This window comes from Marivirga lumbricoides, assembly GCF_014636295.1.
Classification (GTDB): Bacteria; Bacteroidota; Bacteroidia; order Cytophagales; family Cyclobacteriaceae; genus Marivirga; species Marivirga lumbricoides.
In genome coordinates this window covers 275273-299358 of sequence record NZ_BMEC01000005.1, presented here as the reverse complement: position 1 = coordinate 299358, position 24086 = coordinate 275273, and the positions used below count along the sequence as shown (strand labels likewise).

Sequence of the window (24086 nt, the reverse complement as noted above, 5' to 3'; positions counted from 1 at the left end):
ATACTATGTTAAAATTGAATTTTTTAGTGCCATTTATAGTGGCTTTATGTGCTTTTTCGAGTTGCCAGAACAATACTTCCGAAGATCAACCAGACCTTTTAGCACAATCCTGGGAAGAAATAACTGATAGTACCGCAGGCACAACAGTTAATTTTATGATGTGGCAGGGAAGCCCTGAAATCAATAATTATATTAATAATTATGTGGTACCATCAGTAAAAGAAAAATACAACATTGACCTTAAAATTTCCGGGGGACAAGGTGCAGAAATAGTGCAGTTGATCATGAGCGAAAAACAGGCTGATGTAAACAGAGGCCAGGTAGATATTGTATGGATAAATGGAGAAACATTTTTCCAGTTAAACCAGATTAAGGGACTTTGGGGTCCATTTGTGAAAAAACTGCCCAATTCAGAATACATTGATTTTAATGACCCTTACATTGAAACTGATTTTCAGCAACCTGTAAATGGTATGGAAGCACCCTGGAGTATCAGTCAGTTTGCCATGGTGTATGACTCGGCCAAGGTAGCCTATCCACCTAAAAACCTGCAAGAGCTGGAAGCCTACGTAAAAGAGCATCCTGGAACCTTCACTATTTCAAATGATTTTTCCGGCATGACCTTGCTAAAATGTTTTTTGGCAGAAATTAGTGGCTCTCCAAAAGGGCTTAACGGGCCTTTTTCAGAGGAAAAATATGAAAAACTCTCTGATCAGCTATGGGATTACATCAATAGAATAAAGCCCTACTTCTGGAAGCAAGGGACAACATTTCCTAAAGAAGCTACCAAAATGGATCAGATGTTTGCTAATGGTGAACTATGGTTAGGTTACGGATATGGAGAAGGAGGTATAGAAGATAAAGTCCTGCAGGGCCTCTTCCCTACCAGCACAAGAGTTTATGCGTGGGACAACGGAACTATTCGCAATGCTAATTATTTAGGTATACCTTATAACTCAGGCAATAAAGCAGGTGCACTTCAGGTAATCAATTTTCTGCTTAGCCCTGAAGCGCAATTTAAAAAGATGGATCCTGAAGGAATGAATGCCAATACCATCCTAACTGTAGAGAAACTACCTAAAGATTGGAAAGAAAAGTTTGAATCTGTGCCCGATAGAAAATATGGCGTTAAAATGGCTGATTTAGATGGAAAAGATATTCCCGAACCAGCTCCTGAATACATGATCAGGCTGTATGAAGAGTTTAGAACCGAGGTAATCGAGAAATAATTGAAAAGGAAAAGAAGCACCATATCGATTGCATTTTTTATCCTTGTAGGAGTAGTACCTTTTGCTGCTGCCTTTATTTATGCGCTGCTCTACAGTTTTGGTATAGTAGGCGTAGTAAATACAGGATTCACTACTCAGTTCTGGGAAACAGTAATTACCTCAGGGGAATTTTTCAAGTCATTTGCCTATAGTGCGCTCATTGCAGCCCTATCAGTAATTATTTCAGTAAGCACAGCACTCTGGCTTACCTTGAAGTTTCGAAAGGAGCTTGATAAAAAATTTCTTTCCTACATCATTTATTTACCACTCGCTATTCCGGGGGTGGTTGCAGCTTTTTTCACCTATCAGCTACTTTCCAAAAGTGGCTTTTTCTCCAGAATTGCTTACCAGTTTGGCTGGATACAAGAAGCACGTTTCTTCCCTGATCTGGTAAATGACCAGATGGCCATTGGCATCATCATCACTTTTATAACAGTGGTAGTTCCCTTCTTTCTCCTGTTATTTTTAAATGTATATAAAAATGAGCGCATCCAGGAGCTTTCAGAATTATCAGCTTCATTGGGAGCGAAGCCAAACCAGGTGCTTTGGAGAATCAGCTTGCCGGTAATATTACATAAGACCTGGGTACTAATCGTGTTATATTTCATTTTCTTATTAGGTGCTTATGAAATACCTCTTATTCTGGGACAGGAGTCACCACAAATGCTCTCAGTATTGATCATCAGAGAATTGAAGCAATATGATTTAAGTAAAATTTCAGAAGGGTATGTAGCTGCAGTAATTTATACTGTCACAGTTTCTGTGGCTGCTGTTATCTTATTTAGCAAAAGAAAAAGAATAGCACATGAAGCTTAGTTGGAAACCCTACATATTATCACTGCTGGTAATACTCATCATATTTCCATTTGTCTATTTAGTGCTACTCTCCTTTGCTTCAGATTGGCAATTTCCTAACCTGCTTCCCTCCTACTTTGGTAGCCGAAACTGGCAAATGGTTGTAGGTTCAGAAAACGGTCTTTTAGGAAGTTTAACCCTTTCTATAATCATTTCACTTTCAGTAGCTACTATTTCTACCTTGAGTGGGTTTATATTGAGCAGAACGGTATCCTATCACTCCAAAAAGCATACGCTAACATTGCTCACCTACTTTCCCTACATACTTGCTCCTGTAGTATTTGGTGCATGCTTAAGCTATTTTTTCCTTAAGATCGGTCTATTTGGCACAGCAACAGGTGTAGTGCTTGCACAATTTATGATAGCTTTTCCTTATGCCCTTATATTTTTTAGCAGCTTTTGGGGAAACCGAACTAAAAGCTTTGAAAATTTAGTAAGTACCCTGGGAGGTTCCCAATGGCAGAGCTTCAGTAAGGTGCTATTTCCAATGGCTGGTGGCATGCTTTTGATCTGTTTCTTTCAAACCTTCCTTATTTCCTGGTTTGAGTATGGACTCACATCAATTATTGGAGTAGGAAAAGTACAGACTTTAACTATTAAAGTATTTCTTTTCATCAAAGAATCAAACTTTTTCTTTGGGGCGTTAAGCTGTTGCCTGCTTATTTTCCCACCTGTCTTACTGCTTTATATCAATAAAAAATATGTATTTAATAAACTAATTTGATGTTTCTTGAGGTAAAAAATATTAAAAAAGCATTTCATAAAGAGCAGGTTATCAGCTTGCTCAACTTCACCCTGGAAGCACATAAAACCCTGAGCATTCTGGGAAAGTCCGGCTGCGGCAAAACCACCATGCTAAAAATTATTGCAGGGCTTGAGTCTCCGGATTCAGGCGATATTTTGTTAAACAGCCTCCGCATTAATGAACAAGCTCCTGAAAAAAGAGGGATAGTTTACCTCTATCAGGAAGATTTATTATTTCCCCATTTAACAGTATTTGAAAATATAGCTTTCGGATTGAGAATAAAGAAGGTAGATAAAAATATAATCGCTGAAAAAGTGAACACCATGATTCAGCGGCTGGAACTGGAGGGGCAAGCTGACAAGATGCCGCATCAACTTTCCGGCGGGCAAAGGCAGCGTGTTTCATTTGGAAGAGCTATCATCACCAATCCTTCACTTTTATTACTGGATGAACCATTTGGCAGCCTTGATGCAGGTACAAGAACCAGAATGCAATTGCTATTTAAAAAATTGGCTGAAGAATTCAGCATCACTTCTCTGTTTGTAACGCACGATTTAAAAGAAGCTATTTTGATGGGCGATGAAATTGGTTACATGGAAAAAGGGAACCTCAAAGTTTATAAGGATCGGGATTCCTTCATCAACGACCCCATGACAGGTGTACAAAATGAAATTTCTTTCTGGGATAGTTTAAATACAAAGAAAGAAAATGAGCCGATGAATGAAGAAGTAAAAATTAAAAACGAAACTGAATAAACAGATATGATCAAGCAAGTGTGGATAGATACTGACCTCTCGGTAGGAATGAAAAGACATGCCAGAGAAGGCTATTGCGATGTGGACGATGGCTATGCCGTATTACAATTAATGAAAGCCCACAACATCAATATAAAAGGAATAAGTGCTGTTTTTGGAAACACCAGTATTGAAAATGCATATGCACTATCTCAGAAAATGAGTAAGGAATTTGCAGGAGGAAAAATACCTGTTTACAAAGGCGCAGGAGAAGCTCTGGTGCTTGCAAATATTGAAACCAATGAAGCCGTGGAGGCACTTGCCGCAGCCCTCAAAAAAGAAAAACTGATCATTATGGCCATTGGCCCGGCTACTAATGTTGGAATTCTTTTGCTCAAATATCCTGAATTAGCCCCGCAAATTGAAGATGTTGTACTAGTGGCCGGAAGAAGGAAGGCTACTGATTATTTTGAAATCGGCACCCAGGGAAACCACGCTCCGGACCTGAATTTTGACTTGGATAATAACGCTTTCAGAATTATGTTCGAGGCAAAAATTAAAGTGACACTTTGTCCTTTTGAAATTTCGAATAAAGTATGGCTTAAGGATGCAGACCTAAAAAGATTAAAAAATGGCGATCCGGTAAATGAATGGTTAGCTGAAGCATCGAAGCCCTGGCTTGAGCAATGGATTAAGCAGGGAGCAGAAGGCTTTAATCCTTTTGATGTTCTGGCCAGCCACTATATTATAGCCCCTGAAGATTTAAAAGTTGAACCTTTAAATACCAGACTTGAAATCCATCAGAATGATATGATCCCGGAAAATGACAAAATGGTATTTAAACAATACCTGCTTTGCGATAAAGGAGCTGGCTACCCTATCAATTATTGTTATGATGTGGTTGCTGATTATCATGAAAAGCTAATCAAAAGCCTACTATAACCACCTAATAGTAAAACTACAAAATCAACCTCAAACAAATAAAAACCATGATTACTCTAAAAGCTGAAAAAGAAATAATAGAAAAATACCTGACAGAAATTTCATTTCTATCTTCAGATGAAAAAGTGCAGAACGTAGAAAAGCCGGGAGAAGGCAACATGAATTTCACCTTACGTGTAATCACCAATTCCCGCACATTTATTCTCAAACAAAGCAGAGACTATGTTGAAAAATATCCTCAGGTGGCTGCTCCGGGTCAAAGGGTTTTGCGTGAAGCCGAGTTTTACCAAATTGTTAAAAACAACGAGGGCTTAAATAGCAAAACGCCCGACATTTTAAAAGTGGATGAGGAAAACCATATAATGCTTATGGAAGACCTGGGCGAAAGTAGTGACTATACTTTTCTCTACAAGGAAGGTAAGGTCATTTCTGAGTCAGAATTGAAGGAGATCATCTATTTTATGGCTGATCTTCATACGTCATTTACTATTGAAAATGTTCAGGAGCCTATTCATAATAAGGACATGCGCGCATTGAATCATGAGCATATCTTTAAATTTCCTTATGAGGAAAATAATGGTATCAACCTGGAAGATATTTTACCGGGTTTAGCTACTGTGGGAAGAAAAGTGAAGCTTGATGCTGAGTTAAAGGCTGCTGTAAGTGAATTGGGAGATAAGTACCTGGCTGACGGAAAACATCTATTGCATGGCGATTACTTTCCCGGAAGCTGGCTTAAAACCACCTCCGGACTAAAGATTATTGACCCTGAGTTCTGCTATTTTGGTATTCCTGAGTTTGAAATAGGAGTTTGTTTAGCGCATTTATATATGGCAGAGCAACCCCACAACTTTATTAAAATGGCAATGGATCTCTATAAAGAAAAAGCCCCTTTCGATGATATTGTGATGATGAAATACATGTCAGTTGAAATACTCAGAAGAATTCTGGGACTTGCTCAATTACCTTTAAGCCTCTCTTTGCAAAAAAGAGAAGCATTGGTAGAAAGAGCGGCAATGATAATCACCAAATATTAACAGGATGAATGAATCAAAAGACTATACTGACTACTACCAGATATACTGGGCTTTTACACAGCTCTGCAATGACCAATGTATCCATTGCTACAACAATTCCGGACCAAAGGGAGAAAGAATTTCCAAGGATGACTGCCTGGCCATCGTAGAAAATTTACCAAATGGCCTGCAAAAATTGATCTTAAGTGGAGGCGAACCCTTAGCAGAAAAGCAACTCCTCTACTCCATTCTGGAAGCAGTACAAGTAAAATATTCCGGAAATATTAATGTAGCACTTCAGTTCAATGGCGACTTGTTAACAGTAGAGATATTGCAAAAATTGATGAAGCTGGGAGTGAATCATTTTTCTATCGCCAGTATTGACAGATACCATAAAAAACAAGGAGAAAGAAAGGATGCATTAGCGGAATTGTTCGAATCACAAGGTATTTCTTTGAAAGCTGGTCAGCCTACAACCTCCAAAACTGAAGCCTTAAAAAGAAAGACAAATTTGACCTATAGTTTTTTTGGTGCCAATGAAGAGATGTGGTTGGGAGGCAACTGGGCTAGAGGACGAGCGATGGAACATAATATATGGAAACAAGATGGTGAACATAATTTCTGTGCCATTCATTCGGGTGCGATTGGATTTATGGAACCACCGAAGGAAGATATTATTCAGGAATTATCTATTCAGCTGTGGAAAGTAAATCCCTGCTGCCCTGGAACGGTAACGCCAATGGGTGATGCGCGAAAAGAAAAAATAGCAGACATAGTGCAAAAAATGAGTAAGCATGAGATCATGAAGAAGCTCAATCAGGGCAATATCTATGCGATTGGAGAAAGCATAGGCATCTCTGAAGAATATGGCAGAAAAAGGGCGAAGGAATTAAAAAATGTATGTCTCTGGTGTGATGAGTTTTTCACCAAACATTATGACATGGCTACTCAAAAAGCCAATGGAATCAATATGAACAATCAAAACAATACAATAACCAGATGAAGATAATTTTACTATCATTATTACAATTGGTGCTTTTTGCAGCCGTAGCGCAGGAGCAGACCATTAGTGGTAAAATAACCGATGCACAATCGGGTGAGCCACTGCCGGGAGTAAATGTGCAAATAAAAGACACCAACAAAGGGACTAATAGTTCAATTGATGGTGAATACAAGATTTCCGTGCCCTCCGAAAATACCATTTTAGTATTTTCATTTATTGGCATGAAAACTCAGGAAATAAATGTAGGGCAGCGCTCAATTTTAGATGTTCAGTTAGAACAGGACCTTCAGCAACTCAATGAAGTTGTAGTAACAGCGCTGGGAATAGAAAGAGAAAAGCAATCGCTCTCCTCTTCTATAGCAAAAGTTGATAGCAGGCAGCTCACTGATGTACCCATGACCAATATGGTCAACAGTTTAGCAGGCCAGGTAGCCGGAGTACAGGTCACCAACGGATCATCAGGCGTGGGCTCTTCCTCCAGAATTATCATCAGAGGTGAAAATTCACTCACTGGTACCAACCAACCATTATTTGTTGTGGATGGAGTACCTATTAGCAATGAGCAAATCACAAGTGATTTAGTAAATAATGGCTCTTTACAGGAAGTAGATTATGGCAACGGGGGAGCAGAAATTGACCCTGATAATATTGCCTCAATTTCTATACTTAAAGGGGCAGGCTCTGCTGCACTTTATGGGTCAAGAGCTGCTAATGGAGTAGTTTTAATTACAACAAAGAGAGGAAAAGCGCATAAAGGCTTAGGAATTACAACCAGTAGTACGCTAACTTTTGAAACTCTCTTAACACTGCCGGAATACCAGAATGAGTATGGAGGTGGAATTGGGGATTTTGAATTTAATACAGGTTTGGGTGCTTTAGATGGAACTGCTGGTATTTACAGTTATGGACCGAGATTGGATCAAGGCACTTTGATTAAACAATTTGACGGGCCTTCTACTGATATTAATGGCAATCCTGTAAGAGGTGGAGATGTAATCGCCAGAACCAGAGCTGACGGCACATTGAATGACATTACCGCCACACCATGGGTATCCCGACCTGACAATATCCGCAACTTCTTTGAAACGGGAATTACCTCCCAACATAACATCGCTGTAAATTCTGTAGGAGATAAAGGCAATATCAGATTGGCCTATAGCAATTTGAGAAACGAAGGAATTCTACCAAACACAGATCTCAACAGAGATGGTGTTGCTATTAGCCTGGATCAGCAATTAACGGATAAACTAAGTGTAAACACTTACCTTAACTATATTAATACACGTAGCAAAAACAGGCCGAATTTAGGATATGGCTATGAAAATGTGATGTATGGATTTAACTGGACACAGCGACAAACTGATTTTGAACCATTGAAGAATTATTGGCAGGCCGGGCAAGAAGGTTTGACTCAGTTTAATTATAATTATGCCTGGGTAAATAACCCCTACTTAACGCTGTTTGAAAATACTAACAGTTTCGATAAAAACAGGATACTAGGGAATGCCTCTGTCAATTATGACCTTACTGATAAACTGCGGTTAAGTGTGAGAACAGGGGCTGATATTTACACTGATAATCGTGCTTTTCGCAGGGCTTTGAGTACCAATGCTAACCCCACAGGAAGCTACAGAGAAGATCAGGTGATATATAATGAAATGAATACCGATTTTCTGCTTTCCTATACCGACAGAATAAATGATGATTTCACTTATGACATTTCGCTAGGTGCTAATAGGTTCGATCAATCTATAAAGTACAAATTTACAGAAGCCACTCAACTAGCGCTTCCTAATATTTATACACTGGCTAACACAAATGCACCCTTAGTAGGAAACAACGAAATCTATGAAAAACGCATCAACAGTGTGTATGCATTCGGGAACATTGGTTTTAGAAATACACTCTATTTTGATTTGACACTCCGCAATGACTGGAGTAGCACCTTGCCGGCAGACAATAATTCTTTTGCCTATTATTCAGCAGGATTGAGCTACATTTTGTCTAATATGGTATCACTTCCTGATGCATTTACCTTTATGAAGTTAAGGCTTAGTGCTGCAAGTGTAGGGAACGATACAGAACCCTACCAGCTCCTCAATACTTTCGCTTTCAATCAAAGTTATGGAGATAAGCTCAGGGTAACCAATCAAAGAACACTTAAAAATTTGAATTTAAGACCGGAAAGACTAAATGCTTACGAAGCAGGAGCAGAAATCTGGCTATTAAATGATAGAATTCAAACTGATATTACAGTCTATCAAAACACGAGTATTGATCAGATTATTGGAAGACCTATTTCCCTTTCTACAGGGTTTGCTAACAAACTGGAAAATGGAGGAAAAGTACAAACCAGAGGGTTGGAAGCTTCTATTAGCGGCTTAATCATTAATAAGTCAGACTTCAAATGGAAAGCTTCAGCAAATTATTCCATCTACCGAAGCAAGGTGGTGGAATTGCCAGAGGGCGTAGATCAATTTGTAACAGGCAGTGCTGATTTTTTTGGGGGATCAGGAGGGTCAAACTCCCTGTTTTATATTGCTAAAAAAGATGGTCTTGTAGGAGATATGTATGGTACCGGCTTCAAAAAAGTGGATGGAAGAACTGTGTATGATGGGAATGGTGCGCCAGTAACTGATGGCACGTTGAGATTGCTCGGTAATTACAATCCTGACTTCACAGTAGGACTAAACAATGAGTTTTCGTACAAACAGATCGTAATGAATGTGCTTTTTGATTTTAGATATGGAGGAATTATTGCTTCCAGAACCAGGTCGCTGGGAAGTACTTCCGGTGTTTTGAAAGAAACCCTGGTAGGTCGTGAGGAAGGCATTATTGGAGATGGAATAGTAAATATTGGTACAGCAGAAAACCCAAATTATGTTGAAAATACCACAAGAGTTTCAGCTAACTCCTACTATAACGGGATTTTTTCACGAGGAAACGAAGAGAGCTCTATTTATGATGCTTCTTACATCAAGCTGAGGCAGTTGAGCTTATACTATAACCTAAGTAAGGGACTATGTGAGCGCATTGGCTTTCAGAGTATAAAATTAGGCTTTATAGGCAGTAACTTACTACTCTTTACTGAAAATCCCCATGTTGATCCTGAGCTTAATGCCTCACAGGGTAGAAATATAGTGTACGGTGTGGATGATATGTCCTACCCTTCTACCAGAAGTTTCGGCTTCAGTATTAAAACACAATTTTAAATAAGAAAAGATGCAACTATTTAAATATACATTCGGTCTGCTTTTGAGTGCTATTCTACTTGCAGCATGTACAGACAATTTTGAGGAGATTAATGAAAACCCTAACTCCCCGGAAAATGTTGAGCCTCAATTTCTGCTCACCAATATTATCTCAGTGGCTGCTGATCAAAATACCTATTACCAGGGATTTGATCAGTCCAATTACTTTGCACAATTTGTTGCTGCTATAGATTTTGGTTTCTTTGATAGATATATCATTGGCTCCAATGCAACGTATTGGGGTGTTTTAAACGGATTGGTTACTGACATAGAATCGATGAAAGCTTCACCTTCTTCTAATGAAGCCTATGTTGCCGTGGGAGATATCATGAAATGCTTCCTATTTTCACAAATGACTGATTTATGGAATGATGTACCCTACAGTGAAGCCAATCGATTAACAGAAGGCTTTGAAAAACCAAAATATGATACACAGGAAAGCATTTATACAGATCCGGAAATAGGAATACTTGCCGTACTGAAAAGATCTGCCACCACTTTAGAAAGCACCAATCAGGTAATTGTGGGTGATGTGATGTTCAACAATGACCTGGATAAATGGGTACGTTTCGCCAACTCATTAAGGGTTAGGTATCTGATGCGGATTAGTAAAAGACTAACTGATTTCTCCGAGCTGGAAGCCCTGGCCAATTCCGGCAAACTCATGCGATCTAACGAGGACAATGCCATTTTACCTTATCTGGCAACAGCCCCTAATCAATTTCCATTTTTTCTATCCACTGTAGGAGGTTTAGTAGAGCATGTAATGAGCCAAACAGCAGATTCAGTACTTAGCTTATGGAACGATCCACGAATTGGGGTGCTGTATCAGCCTGTTGCAAAAGCTTTAGCTAAAGATAGCATCTACTACAGAGGGATCAGGAACGGTCAGACTAACGAAACGGTTCAACAGCAAGGTCTGGGAGTCGATGACCTATCAATAGTAGGTTCCATTTTTAGAGATGTACCTGATGGCGCAGACGCCCAATTTATGCAGTATGCAGAAGTACAGTTTGCATTAGCAGAAGCGCGGGAGAAGAATTTTATTACAATCGGATCCGCTCAGCAATATTATGAAAACGCTGTAAAAGCGAGCTTTAATTACTATGAAGTTGAGGTTCCTGAAGGCTATTTCAGCAGACCGTCTGTTGCCTTAGATGGAAATAACAACCTTACTAAAATTATGACCCAAAAATGGATCAGCCTTATCAACATAGGTCATGAGGCCTGGTTTAACATAAGAAGAACAGGCATTCCGACCATTAAAGCCGGGCCCGATGCTGTAAATGATGGAAGATACCCTGTGCGCTATCTTTATCCTGAATCAGAACAGGCTACTAATGCAGAAAATTACCAAGAAGCGGTTAATAGAATTGGTGGCGACAATATTAACAGTAAAGGTTGGTGGGAGAAGGACTAATTTTTAAATAATAATTAGGAGTTGGTTAATTGGGAGTTGGTTAATTAGGGAATTGGTTAATTGGTTAATTAGGGATTAGGAATTAGTTAATTGGGAATTAGGAATTGGTTAATTGGGAATTGGGAATTAATAAATTAAGCTACAGTTACAAATCAAAGATGTAATGCCTGGTGAGAAAGGAAATAACATCTAATCACCTGATAAAAAGGTAATTAACAGAACAACAAGCAGACCTGTGAGGCATTAAAATCCCGCAGGTCTTTTAAAATCAATACAATGATAAAAGATAAAAAATTAATTTTCGTTTATAATGCCAATTCAGGAGCGTGGGCTGGTTATATGGATATAATGCATAAACTTTTATCTCCTCAAACCTATGAATGTAACCTCTGCGCAATAACGCACGATACTTTCTCCATTAATAAAGACTGGGCTGAGTTTAAAGAGACTATTCCTGTTGAGATGAGTTTTTTGCATAAGGATGAGTGGGAAGAACAATATAAGCGAGAAGACGAACTCCCTGCTATTTTTATGGAAGAAGAAGGAAATATTTCAGTCTGGATTGATGTGGAAACAATGAATAGTCTGGACTTAAAGAGTTTGAAAGAGCTGATCAGTCAAAAGCTAGACTTAGCCGCTGGTGCACAATGAGCATTCTTGAATAATATAAATATAGTACAGATAATTGATTTGCGTTTTCTAACTACTTAAATATGTACTTTTCTATCTGTAATTTTTCATATTAAATAAGTTGTCCGTATAAATATTTTATCATAAAAAGTTTTATTTATGCATTTAAATTACTAATATGCATGAAATAATACAACTTTAATGAACAACTTGCAAGATTTCGACTTATGGAATAGACTGAGAGCTGGTGATTCTTCTGCGTTAGATGTGATTTTTGACAAGCATGTGAGGTTGCTTTATAGCTACGGTTATAGAATCTCTAAAAATAAAGCACTTGTTGAAGATTGCATCCAAAATCTATTCATTTATTTATGGGAGAATCGCCAAACAATAGGTGAAACCTACAACATTAAGTTTTACCTGATGAGGTCTTTGCAAAGGTCTATTGTTAAAGAAGTGAATAAGGAAAGTAAATTACGTCAGGATTTCATTCCTGAAAATTACGATTTCGAAATAGCCTTTTCCCATGAGTTCCAGCTGATCAATAACCAACTCTCTCAGGATAGAAAAGAACAATTGAGAATAGCACTGGATCTTTTAAGCAACAGGCAGAGGGAAGTTTTATACCACAAGTTTTTCAATCACCTGACATACGTTGAAATAAGTGTAATAATGGACATGAACGTAAATTCTGTCTATAATCTTGTTTGTCGCGCTATGCAAACGTTATCATTACTCCTTAAGTCTAACAAAACCTTATGGTAATTCCAATTCAATAGCCTACATTTCTCATTCACTTTACTATTCCGAAAAATATTACTTCTCCTGGTATTTCACTCAAACTTATTCAAGCGAGGAAACATATTAATTAATTGATTTACAGTATTTTACAATTTAACATCTGGTTTCAAAGAAATTATTCTCCAAAAGAGTGATGAGAAACAGAGCAAAATGTGCTTTATTCTATAGAAAGCATACAAATGAAAATAGATTATTCCGATTTTAATGAAAACGATTTCGCTGCAGATGAAAACTTTCAGCAGTGGGTACTCTCTCCCAACGAGGAAAATAATTCTTATTGGCAAGCATGGCTCATAGAAAACCCTGAAAGAAGAAGCTATATAGAGGAAGCCAGGGAACTGGTATTATTGATGGAATTTAAGCCTACTTATCTTTCAGAAAGTGAAATCGAAAAGATGAGGATGGGGTACAAAAACTCTATCCGGAAAAGTAATACTATTTTAAAGATTTGGAATTTTAATTCATTTATAAAAATAATTGCCGCTGTAGCACTTCTTTTTGTTACAGTATATATTTTGCAGGATTGGTATCATCAACAAAGGCAATACGAAAGTTATCAAGTGAAGAATGGCTTAAAATTACAGATTATTTTGCCTGATGGCTCTAAGGTTTGGCTGAACGGAGGTAGCACTTTAACACATAGAAAACATTTTGAAACAGGAACTGACAAAATAGTTACTTTTACAGGCGAAGCTTTTTTTGATGTAAATGATGCGGCAGATGGAGAATTTGAAGTGCGTACAAATAATATCATCATCAAGTCGAACAAAGCAGCCTTCAATGTCCAAAACTATTCAGAAGATGAAAATGCTATAATTACAGTGGTTTCAGGCAAAGTTTTTTTCAGGCAAAATAACGCATTAGATAAGCCGGAATTAACCTTAAAAGAAGGCGATCAATTAAGTTTTTACAAAAATACACAGAAAACAAAGGTCTCCCCTGCCAACCTCTTAAAAGAAAGCTCCTGGAAAGAGGGGAAGTTAGTGATTGAAAAAGAGAGGCTAAAGGTTGTTGCCAAAAAACTGGAAAGATGGTATGGCGCTGAAATACAAGTTAAAAGTGGTGAAGCGTGTTTAGTTTCCTGTACCATTGAAAATGAAACACTTGACACTGTATTCCTGCTCCTGGAAAAGAAATTTAGCCTAAATCGCAAGCAAGATGCAGGTAAATTCATCCTTGAAATGGAGTGTGAATAATTAAAATCAAAGAACATTATACAATGTAAGTTTTAAACCATTTAGAGCACTACTATTGTAGAAAAAATTGATTAATTGTAATTTAATTAAAAAAAAATATTGATAATTTACACATAAACCTATATACTTGTGCCGTGCAACCAAGTACCTTATGGTGAGAAATTTACTTATATTATCAATTCTGCTCTTCATTAATGTTTTCAATACGTTTGCTCAGGAAATAACAGTTAAAGGCGATCATAGTCCGCCCACTTTCTCTCATTATCATTTAATAGTTTGCATTAACAAAAACTGTATAACCACCACCAATTTACCTGAAACAACACCCCTCACTGTTACTGATTTCAAAAAAGTACCTCTTGAGAATGCTAATAAGAATGCATTCAATAATCCTGATACTATAAAATCCTATCAATTTCCAGCGAATTCATTAACTATTGAAAAGCCTGCAACTACTGGTATTAAAGAAAACCTAAAATCAGAAGCAGATCATCTTGCGAGTGAATTAAAATCTGATTTAGAGAAAAACATGGATGTATCCTCTTTAGAGAAAGGAAATTTAGAAGTAAGAGAACTTGATCTTGAAAAAGACTTTCAGAAGTCTGTAAATCCTATAAAAGCAGTACATATTGATAGAAAAAACCTGAATGCAGTCAAAAAAGTAAATGAGAAGGTTCTTCATCTTAAAAAGGAAAGAAATTCTGCTTTCAGCCAATATTTTAAAAGCTCGGATTTGGAAAAATGGTATCACTATTTTTCGGCTTTTGCATTTATTGATGTGGTAAACCCGCAAGCCCTGCTTACTGAAAATGCTCTTGGCTTAAGGTGGGCCTACAGTGAAAATATTAGTTTGGGCTTTTCTTATGGAATAAGAACACAAACCAAGGTTTCTACTGACACTTTACTAATTATGAAAAAACCTTTCAACACTTTCAATATTTTTACTGAATTCAGCCTATTCAAGAAAATCTTCCTACGGCCAGGTCTTCAGATCATTAAAAGTGAAAACAAATCAACGAAAGATTTAACTCCTGAAAATGTGAGTATACCCTATTTAATGCTGGGGAGGAATTTCACGCTTAACCAAAGACATAATTGGTATATAGGATCAAAATTTAACCTCATTAACAATAATCTGATTTATAATCAGAGAATTTCAATAGTTCTGGGAATTAATAGAAAACTGAAAAAAGACAAAAAATAGAATTCTTCAGCAAAGTAGATTTAAAACTGCTTAAATTTTAATAATATGAAACACTCAATCAGCCTTACCCTAAGTTTAATTTTGGCTATTTATTTTATCAACCATACTCCTTTACAGGGTCAGGATATAGCTTTTTTAGAACGCCCCGAGTTATATATTACTCCGTCTAATGAACTCACTTCCTCTATCAATGAGGTTACAAAATCTAATAGTCAGGCTGCAGGTATCATGCAAAAAACCATCCAGCTCGGTAGTTTAAAAGGACGGCACATGAGCTATCCTATCAGCTTAACCTACAGAGCCTCAGGCTATCAGAATACTACACACTCCGGTTCTGCAGGTGAGGGTTGGAAGCTGGATAACCTGGGTTCTATCAGCAGGGTAATAAGAGGTATTGACGATTTCAGCCCGGAAGGATATTTGAATAAAGCTTTAAAAACTAATTTCAGTTCATTAACCGAAAGTGACTTAGCAGATATTCTCAATTATTCAAAAGATTCTCAGCCTGACATATTCTTTATTAACATAAACGGCATAAAAGAAGAGTTCTACTTTGATGCCAACGGGGAAGTTGTTATCAGCAGTAATGCTCAAATTAAAATAAAGAGGCCCAATCCTGCTAATAATAATGAAAAATGGGAAGTGTTGGATGGCAGTGGCAATCATTATTTTTTAGGAGGGGCAAATGCTATAGAGAAGGCAAATGGAAATACCAGTGCATGGTTTGTTACGAAGATTATTACTACCAGGAAAGATATAATTCAATTTGGCTACAAGTCATCTCAAGAGATAAATTTAAACAAAGGAAGCTACAGGGCTACCTCACTCAAAACGAATGATGCATCTAATTTATATTCTTCAGATATTTTCTACGCCAACTATTCAGTTAATTACAAAAAGGTATATCTTAATTCTATAACTGTTAATTCAGGAATTGCAGAAAGTAAATGTGAACTCAACTACGCACTTGGCCGAAAAGATACTCAGCAAGAGGATTTGATCTTATCCAATATTTCTTTTCAGAAAAAAAGCAACAATGGAAGTACTTTAGTACTGCAAAATGTGAGTTTTGAACACGTAATAAATACCAACGGACTTTGGCTGCAAAAAATTGATTTTCAATCCTCAGCAGAGGAAACCGTAAGAACAATTGATCTTGAATATAATAATTTAAGATTTCTTTCCGCGAAAGGCCTTAACAGATTTATAGATTACTGGGGTTATATTAACGAATTGGATATAGCTAATAATTACCTCCAAACTCATTATCCTGCTATAAGCTACAATGCTGAAGGTGCAAGCTATACTCCTGTGGGAATTAATACCCGTAATTTTAATAGTAGTAGCACATTTTTCAATGCAGGCTTGCTTGAGAAGATTAATTATTCCAATGGAAAAATAGAGGAATTTGTTTTCGAAAGACATACATTAAGTAATGAAAATCTTGATTTTGCAGGGGGAGCCAGACTTCATTCAATTATTACATCGGACAAAAATTCTCCTGAAAAAGTAACCATATATTATGATTATGAACAGCCGGTATTAATCAGTAAACCTATTAATTTTTACGAGAAGCAGAGTTGGACAGGCTTCACCAATAATGCCACTTTATCAAACATAATTAGTATTGGTAATAAAGCATTCAATTTAAAAAATGAAATATTAGCTCCTTCTGGCGTATTATACAAAAAAGTAATTACTTACGAGCAAGGATTTGGCCGTACAATTTATGATTATGAAATAATTGAGGGAGTTAATACATCAATAACAACAGGAGGAGAAAGTGGGTCAGCTATTATTTTTGATGATTTTGAACTGAAAAGACCTATTGCTTTCTTAAAAAATATTCAAACCTTTAATGAACAGGGCAAACTCCTAAATGAAACAACCAACTTTTATAAGACCTATGCTGTAAGTGCAACCATCCGGGGTTTTAAAATTGCCAGTAATTTTGTTGCTATTAAGCCAAAGGGATCAGACACCATTAATGGAACAGCTTTACCTTCTCTAAGTGCAAGGGCCGGCTTTAAGTCATATAGCTTTCAATTGAAAAGTTTTCGTCAGGATTCTTCCATTACTAAATCTTACGAAAACAGTAAACTAGCTACCACCACTGCAGAAAAAATCAATTTTAATACAGCCGGTTACCCTTCTGTTACTTTGCAATATATCAATGGAATTGCACGGCAACGAAATAAATTTTTCTATCCTTCAGATTTCTCTTTCCTTCCCTATACAGCAATGCGGAATAACAACCTACAGAAAAAACTTATCCTATCTGAGACAGAGATTTTCAGAGACAATGAATGGCTTACTATCAAGGGAGTAATCAATGGATATAATGAAGTACAATACGGGGATAATAATGAAACTACCTACATCAATACTGAAAATTACGGCTTTGAAATAGCTGATGATCAGGCATCAGATATACCTTTAATTTCCAATAAAAATTATAAGCTTAATACGATTACTTCTTTTGACAAATTTCTACATCCTGTACAGGTAGAATTTGTAAAGTCAGGAATATATGAAAGCTTTTTGTATAATAGCCATGGCACACAATTAATAGCTGAGGTAAGCAACGCTAAAGTAAATGATGTTTTTTACACTTCTTTTGAAGAAAATGGCATTTCAGGAGTAACTAAAACCGGCTTAAAAGGACATAGAAATTCCTACCAATTGCCGGTTACTTTCAAGCCCTCAGCGCAAAATTTAAAACTCTCCTACTGGAAAAGAACAGCCTTTTACGCCTGGGAATACGTAGAGAAGCCCTTCACCTCAACCAAAATTGATGTACCTGCAAATACATATATTGATGAGGTCAGGATAATGCCAGGAGATGCCTTAATGACTACTTATAATTTTGATGAAAGGGATAACCTTATTACGCAAACGGACTATAAAAATTCAACTTCAAGGTATGCCTACAGCCTGCTTGATCAGCAAACGGCTGAATGGGATGCAGATGGAAACCTTTTATGGACAATGGAGCACAATTATGCACAATTGAAACCTTGTGAAGACGAAAATGCAAGCCCTTTAACTGCATCGATTTCAGGATCTTCCGAGATAGTGGAAGTTGGAGACCAGATTACAGTTAATGTAAATAGCTCAGGTGGATGTGGAGAAATATATTACTCCTGGTATGGCGTAGAGCAAAATGGGACAGAGGTCGCATTAGGCACTACTCTTGACGGTGAAATTGAATTTGAAATGTTTTGTGCCAACTACCTGACATTAAAGTGCAGGGTGTCAGATGAAGCAGGTCAGGAATCCGTAACTGTACGCAAGTATTTTAAGGTACTGCCCGGAGAGGCTGCTGATGACCTTGATAAGGTGAGCATTTCCATCCATAACCTGGCTACCATACAATTATATCAAAAGCTTCAAATTGTGCTTTATGCATCTGGTGTAAAATGCAATATTCCTAAAATCCAGTGGTATAAGGGTAGTACCTCAGGTGGTTCTTATCAACTGGTGGACGAAGGGCCCAGCCCGGACATTTATTACACAGGCCCTATGAGCTTAAAATGCGTGATGACTGACAGCTTTGGAAGCAAAAAAGAAGAAGTCTTTATCATTATTGCTAAACCGCAACCTAACTCCACTAACTAAAATTTCAACATCAACCGAATTGACTCATGAAGCACTTTAAAAGCATACTACCCCTTTCAATTTTATTCATTTTTGTATTAGTTTTTAACAACACAAATCTACAGGCGCAGGCACAAAAGGACAGCACCGAAATACAGGAAAGAGCATTACCGCTTCCGATTGATCCAGACCCGGACGATCCCGATCCTAATGATCCGGACCCGGGACCTACGCCCTGCAATGTGCAGAGTCCGGTGCCTAATGCTATTTCCGAAAAATCACGTACATGTAGTTCTGTAACCGTTGAGCGCATTAACCCGCCAAGTGGAGTTACCTATTACTGGCAAATGAGTTCCACTCAAAAAACCACCAGTTATGGCAGTGCCAAAACACTGACCGTAACAAGTACTAAAATGGTATATCTGCGCGCTTACAAGAATGGCTGCTGGAGCCCTTATTATGCAAGTAAACAGGTGAGTGTTAGCACCCCTACACCTGGTACACCGCCTGTGCCCACTGTAGTCAATAATTGTGGAAAATCTATTGTTTATAAAACAAATGTATCGGGAGCCCAGGTATACTGGCAAACCAGTGCCAATGGTACAAGCACCAGCAATTCGGCTTCTACCTATGAGAGAACCTCTTCCGGTTATGTATACCTACGCGCAAAAAAATGCAGCAGCTGGAGTACCGCCAGATCGGTGTATGTAAACGTAAAAGCTACACCTGCTGCGCCTCAGGCTAATCATATCACACAAATAGGTCCGGGATTTGGAAAGTTTACTGTCTCAGGCTCCGACAGCTATGACTACTTCTGGTTTAGCAGTGTTTCCGGAGGTGCAGCACTCAATGCAAGCTCTTCCAAAAGTTACGAAACCCTGGTTACTTCCACTAAAACTTTGTATGCTCAGGCAAGAAACTCAAATGGTTGCGTAAGTAGCAGAATACCCGTTACCATTACCCTGATAGACATTCCCGGAATCTATACCTCCAATGGCAGCAATGAAATCAATCCTACCATTGGCTATTTAACACTAAGAGTCCCCACCCTTTATGATACTTACCAGTGGTATAAAAACGGTAAAAAAATTACCGATGCCACTGCTACAACCTATAATGCCACCAAAATTGGTCAATATTCTGTAAAAGTTACCAAAAGTGGAAAAACACTGGTTTCAGATGATTTCTTCGTAAGCACTACGCTTTCTGCACAAGAGCGAGACTTTAGCATTAAAACCACCTTGCTTGTAGAAGGCATAACTGATGAAGATGATGTGGCTAATTTAAATTTTAATAAAAAAAGCCAGGAAATTTTCTATCCTGATGCCATGGGAGGCATTGCTCAAAAACTGACCATTAAAGGAGCCGTGGATGGCGGGGACATTGTGGAATTTGCTGATCCCGTAAAACAAACTAATTCCCCTAAACAATACCTTTCCTACATTGTAGGCAACAGCAATGGACAATACCGGGAAAACCCTGTTAGTGAAGTGAAAAATTTCTACAATAGCGGATTCACATCGGAACAAACAAACCTTATACCCTACTCGCAAGCAAAAATTGAGGAAAGCCCAAGGAAGAGAGTAACTAAAAATGCGGGCATAGGTGATAAAAACAGTATGGCTTCCGGAAATGTAAGCAGCTATAGCTATGAACTGAATACAACTGCTGATGCTATCATGCAACTTCAGTACCAGAATGGACAGCTGTATAAAAGAGGAATATATGCAGCTAACAAACTCTACAAAAGTATTTCAACAGATGCGGATAATAGAACATCTACGAGTTATACAGATGAATTGGGCAGGTTAATTGCATCAAGTGATGGCATAAATACTACCTATTATGTGTACAATGAATATGATCAGCTGTTAATTTTAGTCCCTCCATTACTAACAGAAAAAATTAAAACTCAGGCTAACAACACAACAGTTAACGTTCAAAACATTCGTGATTTAGCTTTTACTTATACCTATGATCAGCAAAACAGGCTTAGCGCCCAAAGCAAACCCGGTGCTTCAAAAGAGTATTTTGTTTATGATAAGCTGGACAGACCCGTACTCTACCAAAATCATAGTATGTTAGCAAAAAAGATCTGGTTGTTTAATAAGTATAATAAAGAAGGCGAGATTATCTATTCAGGCTATTACCCTTCTTCAAGGACACAAGCAGCAATACAGGCAGAGGTAGATCAATTCTATACCTCTTCGAATACAAAACCCTACGAAACAGAAGGCACTGCCATTTATGGCTATACCAACACAAGTTTTCCTACAGGTATATCTATCAAAGATGTATACTCTGTGCTGTATTATGATCACTATGGTTTCGATTTTGCCACCCAAACTAACTTAAAATTTACAGCCCCGGAGAAAATCAATGGGGTGATGAAATCCAACAATACCAATGGAACACTTACAGGTGGCAGGGTGAGAAAGCTGAGAGGCGATGAATGGTCACGCTTTGTCAATTACTATAATTTTAAGCAGGAGCTTATTCAAACAGTACAGGAAGACTTCCTCGGCCATACCCACAGAAGTAGTTTTGCCTATAACTTTCTGAATGCATTATCCGAATTTGAACTGACTATCAATGCAGATACAGATATTACACTTTACAGAAAATCTGAATTCGACAGGTTAGGCAGGCTGATGAAAGTATTTCAGAGTTTTAATGAAGGACCGCTTTTGACTATAGCCGCCTATGAATACAATCGTTTAGGCCAGTTAAAGCAACAAGCCATACACAAAGGGACATCGGGCAAGTTTTTACAGGCCATGGATTACGGGTACGATGGAAACGGCAGACTGTTAAGCATTAATCAGCAAAGCGGTACTTTTAATGCCTTTGCTGATGCCTTCGACATCAGATACTTTTATGATCAACAGGATATTGACTTTTCGAATACACCTTCCTACACTGGAAATATTACAGCAGTATCCTGGAGTACTCCGGAAGGTATGAAAGAAAGAAAACTGGGTTATAGATATGAGTACAATCAACAAGACAGACTTACAAAGGCTAATGGTTATAAGAAAAACCAAGGGCCCTGGCAAGCTACGACAGCTAATTCACTTAGTTCTATTAACTACGATGCCAATGGCAATATTACGGCCCTAAAAAGAACAGCAGCGGATGGCTCCCTGATGGACGAGCTGACCTATACCTATGATGCCAACAGACTTAAATCCGTTTCAGAAAGGGGCAATAAAACACAGGGATTTACCCAAAAAACCGGTGAATTAAGTGCTACCCAATATGAATACGATGAAAGTGGCAGGTTGATTAAAGACCATAATAAAGAGACCGAAATAAGCTATAATTTCCTGAACAAGCCTGAGACCATCCAACTGAAATCCGGCTATGAGCAGGTTTTTGAGTATGATTTTGCCGGCAACCTGCTTGCTGAGAAAATGGTGGATACCGAAAACAACCAGATGATAAGCCGACTGGATTACTCAGGTATTGGACTTTGGGAAGAAGGCACACTCAAAAGCCTGCAATTAAGGGAAGGCAGCATAGTGCTGCATGGCGAAGAGCAGGAAATACCGGAATACCGCTATTACCTGAAAGATGCGCAGGGCAATAACCGGGTGGAATTCTCCAACATGCAAAGCCAGGTGAACATGACAGCCACCATGGAAAGCAGCAATGAAGCTGCCGCCAGCCAGTATTATGCCAAACTGAACACTGCCGTTCCTGTGCCGGCACCGCTTAATCATACGGCCAATACTGGCCAGCAGGCAGGAGCCGTGCGTTTGAACGGTGGAAAAGGAGTACAACTAGGCCCTCAGCTGCAAAGAGAAGTAAAGAAGGGCGACATAGTTGAGCTGGAAGTATTTGTAAAGTACCTGGATTTCAGGCAGCAGGATAACGGACTGGACGCCCTTACTTTTATGGGGGCCTTAATGGGCAGCAATGGCTTAAGCACTGTAAGCAGAGAAGGAATTACCTACATCAGTAATGCCTCAGGCGAAATACTGGCACCTTTATGGAGTGGAGATGATGGCACTGCTCCCCCACTGGCCAGTATGGACTATTACCTCTTTGATGCCAACGGAGAAAGAATTGATGCCGGGTTTGTAAAAGCGACAGAAGCTGCACGTGTGTATGACGAACGGAGCTATTACGGCCCGCACCAGAGGCTGGAGCTCAGCATAGAAATTCCTGAAGATGGCATGCTGGTAGCAGAGCTGACCCACCAGGCAGATGAAGATGTGGAGATTTACTTTGACGATTTCAGCTTTAACCAATTGCAGGAAGGCTTTGAAGTATTACAGCGCATAGACTACTACCCTTTTGGGATGCCAATGGCACACAGCTACAAAAACGATACCCGGAGCCAAAACCGCTATTGGTACAATGCCGGAAGCCGGTACAACGACAGCACCGGGCATTACCAGATGCACTACAGGCATTATGATGCCACTTTGGGTAGGTTTAATGTGGTGGATCCTTATGCCAATGAGTTTGCCAACTTAAGCCCCTACAATTATGGCGGCAATAACCCGATCATGTTTAACGACCCGAGTGGTGGAAGGATGTATCCAAACCCTGACCATCTCAGATCATGGAGAGAGTTAGCAAGCGGTGGCGGAGGCTTAGGCGGAGGTCCTATGCATTCTATAGGTCCGGGAAGCAATTATCATTGGAGTGACGGATTTGGTGGCAGATCCTACGGCTATGGCGGTGGAAATTGGACCTTAAGTACTGGGAATTTAACTGTAAATTACGGAGATTTAGCCGATGGAATACATAACTTTACTTTCACAAACGGGCTGACTAGTCTAAGCAAGTATGGTTGGGGACCAAATTTAAATACACCCTTAATGACTGCCAATGAAGCTGGTCATTATCAAACCTTAGCAGGGATAGGACTAAACGGCAGTGTAGGAAATGGTAGGAATTTATACTCTATTAGTGAAGGAGGCGGAAACCAACTTTTCTTGGAGGGTAATCAATTAGGGGGGCTAAATAAGAATACAAATGGTGGAAGTGATGTTAGTGATTTTAATTTATTGGGTGATTCTAGAGAACCTTATGAAGGGTTTTTAGGAGGATTAGAGTATCTATGGACAGGTGGAAATGAAAATGGAATCCATTATGATAGAGATGGTAATCCTACGGGTCCGGCTCCAGTTACAGGTATAGCTCCTTCGCCAGCTAAGATTGGTAATATTTCCGGAATTTTAGTAAAAAGCAATGGTGTCTGGAAATGGGCTGTTAATGGAAGGGTAGCTTCACAACAAACATTGAAGTCTTTAGGATTAACAAAGCCTGCGCTAAATTATTCTTCTAGGGCAACTCAGATAAATAAATCATTTGAGCAGACAATCACTGGTGTGCCAAATAATACTGGCCCTCTTACAAGATGGGAACGTATAAAACGATATATTGCAATAATTGGTCAAGCACCTTGGTAAA

Annotated in this window: 15 protein-coding genes; all 15 read left to right on the top strand. The window is 38.5% G+C overall.

Annotated elements, in window-relative coordinates; all coding sequences use genetic code 11:
• Window positions 1–5: 5 nt before the first annotated feature.
• The 15 genes from IEV85_RS09740 to IEV85_RS09670 all read left to right on the top strand — a co-directional run bounded on the left by IEV85_RS09740 (window position 6) and on the right by IEV85_RS09670 (window position 24085).
• Window positions 6–1229, top strand: coding sequence for an ABC transporter substrate-binding protein (locus IEV85_RS09740; RefSeq protein ID WP_188462746.1), 1224 nt, complete (start codon window positions 6–8; stop codon window positions 1227–1229).
• Window positions 1230–2084: an ABC transporter permease gene (locus tag IEV85_RS09735; RefSeq protein ID WP_188462744.1), complete on the top strand. Its 855-nt coding sequence runs from the start codon at window positions 1230–1232 to the stop codon at window positions 2082–2084.
• Complete coding sequence (locus IEV85_RS09730; RefSeq protein ID WP_188462742.1) at window positions 2074–2847, top strand: ABC transporter permease subunit; 774 nt, start codon at window positions 2074–2076, stop codon at window positions 2845–2847. The genes IEV85_RS09735 and IEV85_RS09730 overlap by 11 nt, the downstream gene beginning before the upstream one ends.
• On the top strand, window positions 2847–3623 hold the full coding sequence (locus IEV85_RS09725) for an ABC transporter ATP-binding protein (protein ID WP_188462740.1): 777 nt from the start codon (window positions 2847–2849) through the stop codon (window positions 3621–3623). Before IEV85_RS09730 ends, IEV85_RS09725 begins: the two co-directional genes overlap by 1 nt.
• Window positions 3624–3629: 6 nt before the next feature.
• Complete coding sequence (locus IEV85_RS09720) at window positions 3630–4544, top strand: nucleoside hydrolase (RefSeq protein WP_188462738.1); 915 nt, start codon at window positions 3630–3632, stop codon at window positions 4542–4544.
• A 47-nt stretch (window positions 4545–4591) separates the two neighbouring features.
• The gene (locus tag IEV85_RS09715) at window positions 4592–5581 is read left to right on the top strand and encodes a phosphotransferase (protein ID WP_188462736.1); all 990 of its coding nucleotides are present in this window, start codon (window positions 4592–4594) and stop codon (window positions 5579–5581) included.
• 4 nt (window positions 5582–5585) lie between these two features.
• On the top strand, window positions 5586–6563 hold the full coding sequence (locus IEV85_RS09710) for a radical SAM protein (protein ID WP_188462734.1): 978 nt from the start codon (window positions 5586–5588) through the stop codon (window positions 6561–6563).
• The gene (locus IEV85_RS09705; protein WP_188462732.1) at window positions 6560–9775 is read left to right on the top strand and encodes a SusC/RagA family TonB-linked outer membrane protein; all 3216 of its coding nucleotides are present in this window, start codon (window positions 6560–6562) and stop codon (window positions 9773–9775) included. Before IEV85_RS09710 ends, IEV85_RS09705 begins: the two co-directional genes overlap by 4 nt.
• A gap of 10 nt (window positions 9776–9785) precedes the next feature.
• On the top strand, window positions 9786–11234 hold the full coding sequence (locus IEV85_RS09700; RefSeq protein ID WP_188462730.1) for a SusD/RagB family nutrient-binding outer membrane lipoprotein: 1449 nt from the start codon (window positions 9786–9788) through the stop codon (window positions 11232–11234).
• Window positions 11235–11510: 276 nt separating this feature from the next.
• The gene (locus IEV85_RS09695; protein WP_188462728.1) at window positions 11511–11885 is read left to right on the top strand and encodes a GTPase; all 375 of its coding nucleotides are present in this window, start codon (window positions 11511–11513) and stop codon (window positions 11883–11885) included.
• A gap of 180 nt (window positions 11886–12065) precedes the next feature.
• The gene (locus tag IEV85_RS09690) at window positions 12066–12629 is read left to right on the top strand and encodes an RNA polymerase sigma factor (protein ID WP_188462726.1); all 564 of its coding nucleotides are present in this window, start codon (window positions 12066–12068) and stop codon (window positions 12627–12629) included.
• 215 nt (window positions 12630–12844) lie between these two features.
• Window positions 12845–13861: a FecR family protein gene (locus IEV85_RS09685; protein ID WP_188462725.1), complete on the top strand. Its 1017-nt coding sequence runs from the start codon at window positions 12845–12847 to the stop codon at window positions 13859–13861.
• A 151-nt stretch (window positions 13862–14012) separates the two neighbouring features.
• The gene (locus IEV85_RS09680; RefSeq protein WP_188462723.1) at window positions 14013–15065 is read left to right on the top strand and encodes a hypothetical protein; all 1053 of its coding nucleotides are present in this window, start codon (window positions 14013–14015) and stop codon (window positions 15063–15065) included.
• A gap of 45 nt (window positions 15066–15110) precedes the next feature.
• Window positions 15111–18683 (top strand): hypothetical protein, encoded by a 3573-nt coding sequence (locus IEV85_RS09675; protein ID WP_188462721.1) that lies wholly within the window; start codon window positions 15111–15113, stop codon window positions 18681–18683.
• Window positions 18684–18709: 26 nt separating this feature from the next.
• The gene (locus IEV85_RS09670) at window positions 18710–24085 is read left to right on the top strand and encodes a DUF6443 domain-containing protein (protein WP_188462719.1); all 5376 of its coding nucleotides are present in this window, start codon (window positions 18710–18712) and stop codon (window positions 24083–24085) included.
• Window position 24086: the final 1 nt, after the last annotated feature.